Consider the following 7,594-nt stretch of genomic DNA (forward strand, 5'->3'; position numbering starts at 1 on the left):
TGGATGAGCTGAAAGAAGGCGTGCTGACCATCGGTTCCGGGCTCGCCCCAGACCACGGGTCCGGTGGTGTATGCCACAGGATCGCCCGCGCGCGTCACCCGCTTGCCGTTGCTCTCCATGTCACCCTGCTGGAGGTAGGCCGGCAGGTAACGCAAGGATTGATCGTAGGGTAGTACCGCGTGGGTGCAGGCGCCGGCGAAGTTGGCGTACCAGATCCCGATCAGTCCCAGGATGACCGGCAGATTCTCGCTTAAGTCCGCGGATCGGAAATGCTCGTCCATGGCATGGGCACCTTCCAGGAGCTCGCCAAAGCGGTGTTGTTGATCGCTTCACCTGCAAACATGCGGTGGATCCAGCCGGGCAGATCCACGGCCACGGCGAGTGAACTCCGAGGCCAGGAAATCCGAAGAGATAAGCAGCACGCCAATCTTGTCACGTTCCAGCGCGGCATCGATCTCTTTGCCCCAGTATTGTCCGCCCTCGATGTCACGATCGGTCCAGCCGCAGATCAGTCCTTCTTGCTCCAAGGGGACGAAGAACGTCTTCAGGCGATTGAGTATCTTCGCGTCGTCCTCGCAACGCCGGTAGCTGATAAAGACCGTTGCCTGACTCATTTGCGTCTCCGGGTTCCTGCTGCGTCTTGCGGGTAGACCATCGAAGGTGTGATTCCTTAAGATCGATGAAATTTTGTCGCATCGACCGCTATCTGCTATAAGGCCGAATGGGGCTGGCCATTGCCTTGGTGTTGGAAAGCGGCAGCGTGCCCAAGGACATGGGCATTGAGGCGTGGCAGGTATGGGAGGTGCTCGCGGTCAAGAAAGCGGCATAGACGCCATGGGTGGCGAGGAGGGCTCCGGCATCACGAGATAGGCGCGCCTTGGCAGGCTAGGCCCATCCGTTAGAAAATTCACATATTTCTAAATGGTTGCATTTTTTTATGGCTTGGATCATTCTTCTATCTCCCGATTCGCTAGTAAAAGTCAGAATCTTAGCAAGGGGGTCGTTCGGTGTCTTTTGAGCATGGGAAAAACGGATTACCGGCGGGGTCGCCGCAGCGTTGGCCATTTCCTCTACGGCCAATGCGGCAAGCCTGAGAGGGTGCTCGAATGCCGGTGTCCCAAGCGCAGGGTTCCGACAGATACCGGTTTGTTGTGCGTCCCAACTGCGCCCTTAGTTGGCGGGCGACCAAGCGCGTTCTGCTGTTTTTCACCGCCTGCTTCGCCGTGCTCGGTGCCTACTTCGCGGCATTGGGGGCCTGGTTGGTGCTGCCGTTTGCAGGGCTTGAGCTCTTCGTATTGGTAGCCGGCTTCTACCTGAGCGCGCTTGCCGGCCACACCCGCGAGGTGATCGAGGTGGAGGGTCCGGTACTCCGGGTCCTGCGCGGTGGGCGGCGACTCACAGAGGTGGCCAGCTTGCCGGCCAACTGGACCCGGGTCGAGCTGCGGCGCGATCCCCGCGGCTGGTACCCGAGTCGTCTCCTCCTGCGCTGTCACGGCAAGGGGCTGGAGGTGAGCTCGAAGTTGGTCGAGGCGGAGCATGAGGAGCTGGCCGTGGAGCTTGGCGATAGCCTGGGTTTTGGTCGGCCGCACGTCGCCCCATCTCTCCCCGGCACCGGAGCGGCCGATTCAACGCGGGATCGGACTCGCCGGGCGGCCGGTTCCGATCTCATGTCAGGTACCCCTCTCGGTTCCGATGGGGCGAGAGCGGCAGGTTGCGCCAGCGGCGCGTGTATCAACGAATGAGAGAAACTATGGCAGCAATCAGCAAGCGCCTCGGCGCCCTATCCGTATTTTCGCTCCTCGCCGGTTGGGCCGGTACCGCCGGTGCCGAGATGGCCCTGAATTTTCCTGAGCCTGCCGCCGGTGTGGCTCAGGAGATCTACGATATCCACATGCTCACCTCAGCTATTGCTACGGTGCTGTTGGTGATCATCTTCGCCTTCGTGGGTTATTCGCTGTATTACCACCGTAAGAGCCGTGGGTACCGGGCCGACCAACGCTTCCATGAGACCTGGTTCGGCCAGTGGTCCTGGATCATCGTGCCGATATTGGTGCTGGGGATCGACTTGACCATTGCCGGCTCCGCTCAGAAGACGCTGGAGAAGGTGTGGGAGGTGCCCAAGGGAGAGGATCTGCTGGACGTGAAGGTCATCGGTCACCAGTGGTGGTGGGAGTACGAGTATCTGGACCATAGCGTCGAGATCGACGGTAAACCGAAGCCGGTCCGGGTCGAGAGCCGTTATCTCCCGGAAGATCAGGCCGGGGAGGATACCGCCGGCTATCTGCGAGCCGTCGACAACCCCCTGGTGTTGCCCGTAGGTAAGAAGGTGCGTTTTCTCCACACCTCCGCGGATGTGCTCCACGCCTTCTGGGTCCCGGAGCTGGCAGTGAAGAAGGACGCCATCCCCGGCTATGTGACCGAGACCTGGGTCGACCTCACCCGCGAGGGCCGCTTCTCCGGGCAGTGCGCCGAGCTCTGCGGTACCTGGCACTCGCGTATGCCCATCGAGGTAGAGGTGGTCGCGGAAGCGAAATTCAAGGCTTGGATGGAAGGACAGAAACAGACGATGCTGGCCGCCGCCGCCGAGGCCGCGATGGATAAGGACTGGACCATGGAGGAATTGATGGAGAAGGGGCGGGCCAACTACAACACCAAGTGCGCTTCCTGCCACCAGATCAATGGCAAGGGTCTGCCGCCGGCCTTCCCGGCGCTCACGGGCGGTGCCATCGTGACCGGTCCTATTCCCGCGCATCTGGATATTGTCCTGAACGGCAAGGCGGGGACGGCAATGGTGGCCTGGAACACCCTCACCGATCTCGAGCTCGCCTCAATCATCACCTACGAACGCAATGCTTGGGGTAACGATACGGGTGATCTGGTGCAGCCACGTGACATAAAGGCCGCCCGCACCTTGGCCGTCAAATAGTGGCCGATTGGGGGTTTCATACTCTATTGATCGTTTAATGAATTCAAATCAGGCCTTACCGGAGAGGAAGCTTGCTATGAGCACCGCAACTATCGACCTCGAACACCACGGGGAGCATGAACACCACGGGCCACCCAAGGGCCTCAAGCGCTGGTTGTTCTCCACCAACCACAAGGATATCGGGACCATGTACCTGATATTCGCCTTTACCATGCTGTTCGCCGGGGGCCTGAGCGCCATGGCGATTCGGGTCGAGCTCTTTCTGCCCGGGCTGCAACTCCTAGAGCCGGATCTCTATAACAACCTGGTGACCAATCACGCCTTGATCATGATCTTCGGTGCCGTCATGCCGGCGGCGGCCGGTTTGGCCAACTGGATGATCCCGCTCATGATCGGGGCGCCGGACATGGCCCTGCCTAGGCTCAACAACCTGAGCTTCTGGATCCTGCCGGCGGCGGCCACCATGCTCATCCTGTCCTTCATCGTGCCCTTCTTCCCCGGTGGCGGCACCCAGATCAACACCGGCTGGACCATCTATCCGCCACTGTCGGTCCAGGTCGGCATGTCCATGGATTTCCTGATCTTCGCCCTCCATATGCTGGGTATCTCCTCGGTGCTGGCGTCCATCAACATCATCGTCACCATCTTCAACATGCGGGTCCCGAACATGACGATGATGCGGATGCCGATCTTCGTCTGGACCTGGCTGGTGACCGCCTTCCTGCTGATTCTGGTGATTCCGGTCCTGGCCGGCGGGATAACCATGCTGCTCTTCGACCGTCACTTCGGCACCAGCTTCTTCAACGCCGCCGGCGGCGGCGATCCGGTGCTGTTCCAGCACCTGTTCTGGTTCTTCGGTCATCCCGAGGTCTACATCCTGATCCTGCCCTCCATGGGGGTGCTGGCCTCTGTGGTGCCGACCTTCTCCCGTAAGCCCCTGTTCGGATACTCCTCCCTGGTGGGCGCCATGATCGCCATCATGATCATCGGCATGGTGGTTTGGGCCCATCACCAGTACACCATCGGCATGTCCTTGGGGGCGGTCAGCTACTTTATGATCGGCACCATCATCATCTCCATCCCGGTGGGGCTGATGGTCTTCAATTACATCGCGACCATGTGGCGAGGGGCCATGACCTTCGAGACCCCCATGCTGTTCGCGATCGGCATCCTGCTCATGTTCTCCTTCGGCGGCCTGACCGGCATCATGCTGGCAGTGGTGCCGGCGGATATGCAGTACCACGATTCCATGTTCGTGGTGGCCCACTTCCATTATGTGTTGATGCCCGGCGCGGTGTTCGGGTTGTTTGCGGGCGTCTTCTACTGGCTGCCCAAATGGACCGGACACATGTACGATGAGAAGCTGGCCAAGCTCTTCTTCTGGATCAATGTCATCAGCTTCAACATCACCTTCTTCCCGCAGCACTTCATCGGCCTGGCCGGAATGCCGCGGCGTATCGTCGACTATCATGCGATGTTTACCGAGTTCAACGTCATCTCCAGCATCGGCGGTATCGTCTTCGGCCTGAGTCACTTGCTGTTGCTCTACATCGTCATCAAGACCGTCCGCGGCGGTAAGCAGGCGGAGAACAAGGCATGGGAAGGTGCCAAAGGTTTGGAGTGGGAGCTGCCTTCACCGCCTCCGTTCCATAGCTGGACCACGCCGCCTAAGCTCGCCGCCTCCTGATGACCCATGGGCGGCGGGTAGGAGAAGCACCCGCCGCCTTTTGAATGAACTTGATCCTTATGATAAGCGCCGATAACCCCCCCCAGCGACGCCGCAAGAATCTGCGCCTGGCCTGGATCCTGGCGGGCTTTGCCCTGTTCATGTTGCTGAGTTCTATCCCCTTCTGGAAAGGCCTGTTCGAGCTGGCCGTCACCGGTGCCCAATGAGCGACGTCGAGCGGCGCAAGCGACGTACCCTGCTCCTGCTGATGGGATTAGCCGTCGGCATGTTCGGTTTCGGTTTCGCCATGGTCCCCTTGTACGGTTTGCTGTGCAAAGTGACCGGCGTGCAATCGGTGGGACAGCGGGCCACCATCGGTGCCGGGGCGGCGCGGGCGGCTGCTACCGGCGTGGTACAGGACCGCTGGGTGACGGTGAAGTTCGATACCACTATCCACCCGAATCTACCCTGGCGCCTCGAGCCGATGAAGCGCAGGCTGCGCGTGCGTCCGGGAGAGCATTATCTCGTGAAGTTCATCGCCGAAAACCGCTCGGGACAGGAGATTACGGGCCAGGCCATCCCGAGCATTGCCCCGTGGCAGGCCACCGGCTTCTTCGCCAAAATGGAATGTTTCTGCTTCAATCGGCAAACCCTCGCGGGTAACGCGATCACCGAGATGCCCTTGCGCTTCTCCGTGTCGCCCGATCTGCCCGCGGACATCAACTCGCTCACCTTGTCCTATAGCGTGCTGCGGGTCTCCGATTGATCCCGACTCGCTCGCGGCCATGAAACTGAACGAGAATGTCAATCGCCCCTAACCCTATAAGAGGAAGAGATAAGGATGAGTAGCGCTGCCCATCACGGTCCCACTGACTATTACATCCCGGATTCCAGCCCCTGGCCGATCGTCGCCATGCTGTCGATATTCCTTATGCTGTCGGGAACCGCCCTGACGATCAACGCGGTCGGTGCCGGCGTCTGGATGGTCCTGGCCGGTTTCGTCCTGTTGATGGTCATGTTCTACGGCTGGTTCAGCGTGGTGATCAAGGAAAACCTCGCGGATAGGTACAACGAGCAGGTGGATGGCTCCTTCCGCCAGGGCATGTTCTGGTTCATCGCCTCCGAGGTCTTCTTCTTTCTGAGCTTCTTCGGTGCCCTCTACTACATCCGGGATATCGCCCTGCCCTGGCTCGGCGGCGAGGGCTATCTCGGAGTCACCCACGAGATCCTCTATAAGCAGTTCGAGGCGATGTGGCCGAGCGCGGGACCGGGGCAGCTAGGGGGTGAGTTCAAACCCATGGGGGCTTGGGGCATACCGGCGCTCAATACCCTGATCCTGCTCACCTCCGGTGCTACTGTGACCTGGGCCCACTGGGGACTGAAGGAACATAACCAGAAAAAGCTCGTGTGGGGTCTGGCCGCGACCATCGCCCTGGGTCTGATCTTCGTCGCGATGCAGGCCTATGAGTATTACCATGCCTACGGCGAGTTGAATCTGACGCTGAAATCCGGCGTGTACGGTTCGACCTTTTACATGCTGACCGGTTTCCACGGTTTCCACGTCACCATGGGTACGGTCATGCTCATGGTCATCCTCGTCCGGGCGATGAAGAGCCACTTTTCGCCCCACAACCACTTCGCCTTCGAGGCCGTAGCCTGGTATTGGCACTTCGTCGATGTGGTCTGGCTGGGACTGTTCGTATTCGTCTACTGGTTGTAGCCGGTTTGAGTCAAACTGCTGCAGACCTGAGCGCGGCAGGGTGAGTTTCGAATCCGGGTGGGCATACCTCCCGGATTTTTACACTTACGGGTTTACATCACAGAGACACAGAGAACTCAGAGAAAATTCTCTGTTTTCTTCGTGCCCTCCATGCCCTCTGTGGTTATTTTCCTGGTCGGGTTAGGCTCCGTCCCCGCGGCTAACCCAACCGGTCCGCGATTGCTGATTCGATAGAAGTAGCCGAGGATGAGTTAGGTGCCGTATTGGTGGACACAGCCCAGCCTACGGGTCCGGTTCGCCGAGCCGCACACCACCAGCGCGGAGAAAAGCGGTGTGCCTGATGACATCCACAGCGCGTCGGGCACGCCGCACCACCCTGGTACGCTTTTGCCCAATCAAGTCGATGGATGGATCGGAGGCGAGCTGGACCTGCATTGGGACATTTAGGGGCGAAAGATTTTTCGCTCCTACCTGCCGTGGAATTGTCCAGGTCTGATTGAGTGAAGCTGGCGACTGGAAGCGGCAGATGTTGAGGTTCCTGCCTACCGCAGGCCGCAGGCAGGAACCCCAACCTGTTAGCTGAGGGGGGAGGGTTGAAGCACTCCGAGGAAGTAGCCGAGGATGAGCAGTAGGAAGAGGGTGAGCGAAAGCACGATCCGCACCGTCAGCGCCCTTACCACCCGGGTCTTGTCCTCATCGCCGTCGTCCTTGGCGAGATAGTACATGCCTTGGGCAAGGGAAAAGACGATGAACCCGAGGATGATAATCACCGGAATCTTGTACATGAGTTCCATAGGTTACCTCTTCTGGTTGGGTATGGTAAGGATCTGGCGCAATAACCGCCCACCAGCCTCGTTTTCCGGGGGCTGGTGAGCAGTTTTCTCCTGGATGCACCAGAATCACGATCTCCATATTTTTGCACTATAGCACTTAGATGCAATTTGGCTATGTAAAATTTCACTTTCGTTGGGTGCCGACGCTCTTGCTCGCGCTGCCGATCCCCCTGTTCGTTGCGCTCGGCGTTTGGCAGATCGACCGCGCCGAGCAGAAGCGAGAGCAGATGCGGGTCCTCGGCGAACGGGCCGAGCTGCCGGCGCTGGAGTTCAGGGGTCCGATCGCCGACCCCGAGTCGCTGCGGTTCCGTAAGCTGCGAGCGCGGGGGACCTTCGAAGCCGCAGGTCAGATCCTGATCGCAAACCGCCGCCAGGGTAACCGCATCGGCTTTCACGTCATCACACCCCTGCGTATCCGGGGATCGGACAGCCGAGTCCTGGTGAACCGG

Annotated in this window: 10 protein-coding genes; 7 read left to right on the plus strand and 3 right to left on the minus strand. The window is 59.7% G+C overall.

Annotated elements, in window-relative coordinates; genetic code table 11:
* Positions 1–281 (minus strand): phosphoglucose isomerase-related protein (locus BQ17_RS19365; RefSeq protein ID WP_500784430.1); only part of this gene is annotated, 281 nt, incomplete at its 3' end.
* A 48-nt stretch (positions 282–329) separates the two neighbouring features.
* A complete protein-coding gene (locus BQ17_RS19370; RefSeq protein WP_089729942.1) occupies positions 330–614 on the minus strand; it encodes a toll/interleukin-1 receptor domain-containing protein in 285 nt (94 codons plus the stop codon).
* 492 nt (positions 615–1,106) lie between these two features.
* Here BQ17_RS19370 and BQ17_RS19375 point away from each other — a divergent pair, with 492 nt between their 5' ends.
* The 6 genes from BQ17_RS19375 (at position 1,107) to BQ17_RS19395 (ending at position 6,312) form a co-directional block, all read left to right on the plus strand.
* Entirely contained in the window at positions 1,107–1,742 is a 636-nt protein-coding gene (locus BQ17_RS19375; RefSeq protein ID WP_089729944.1) for a DUF2244 domain-containing protein, read from the plus strand.
* Positions 1,743–1,750: 8 nt separating this feature from the next.
* Positions 1,751–2,926: a cytochrome c oxidase subunit II gene (coxB, locus tag BQ17_RS19380; RefSeq protein ID WP_089729946.1), complete on the plus strand. Its 1,176-nt coding sequence runs from the start codon at positions 1,751–1,753 to the stop codon at positions 2,924–2,926.
* A gap of 76 nt (positions 2,927–3,002) precedes the next feature.
* Entirely contained in the window at positions 3,003–4,613 is a 1,611-nt protein-coding gene (gene ctaD / locus BQ17_RS19385) for a cytochrome c oxidase subunit I (RefSeq protein WP_089729948.1), read from the plus strand.
* Positions 4,614–4,657: 44 nt separating this feature from the next.
* On the plus strand, positions 4,658–4,819 hold the full coding sequence (locus BQ17_RS22205) for a hypothetical protein (RefSeq protein WP_176722521.1): 162 nt from the start codon (positions 4,658–4,660) through the stop codon (positions 4,817–4,819).
* Complete coding sequence (locus BQ17_RS19390; protein WP_089729950.1) at positions 4,816–5,358, plus strand: cytochrome c oxidase assembly protein; 543 nt, start codon at positions 4,816–4,818, stop codon at positions 5,356–5,358. The genes BQ17_RS22205 and BQ17_RS19390 overlap by 4 nt, the downstream gene beginning before the upstream one ends.
* 75 nt (positions 5,359–5,433) lie before the next feature.
* Entirely contained in the window at positions 5,434–6,312 is an 879-nt protein-coding gene (locus tag BQ17_RS19395; protein WP_089729952.1) for a cytochrome c oxidase subunit 3, read from the plus strand.
* A gap of 575 nt (positions 6,313–6,887) precedes the next feature.
* On the opposite strand, the gene BQ17_RS19400 is transcribed toward BQ17_RS19395, so the two are convergent.
* A complete protein-coding gene (locus BQ17_RS19400; RefSeq protein ID WP_089729954.1) occupies positions 6,888–7,106 on the minus strand; it encodes a twin transmembrane helix small protein in 219 nt (72 codons plus the stop codon).
* A gap of 140 nt (positions 7,107–7,246) precedes the next feature.
* Between BQ17_RS19400 and BQ17_RS19405 the strand changes: the two genes are divergently transcribed.
* Positions 7,247–7,594, plus strand: a 348-nt coding sequence (locus BQ17_RS19405; RefSeq protein WP_141699387.1) for an SURF1 family protein, incomplete at its 3' end; no start/stop codon positions are given.

It is taken from the genome of Candidatus Thiosymbion oneisti (assembly GCF_900092655.1).
Classification (GTDB): domain Bacteria; phylum Pseudomonadota; class Gammaproteobacteria; order Chromatiales; family Chromatiaceae; genus Thiosymbion; species Thiosymbion oneisti.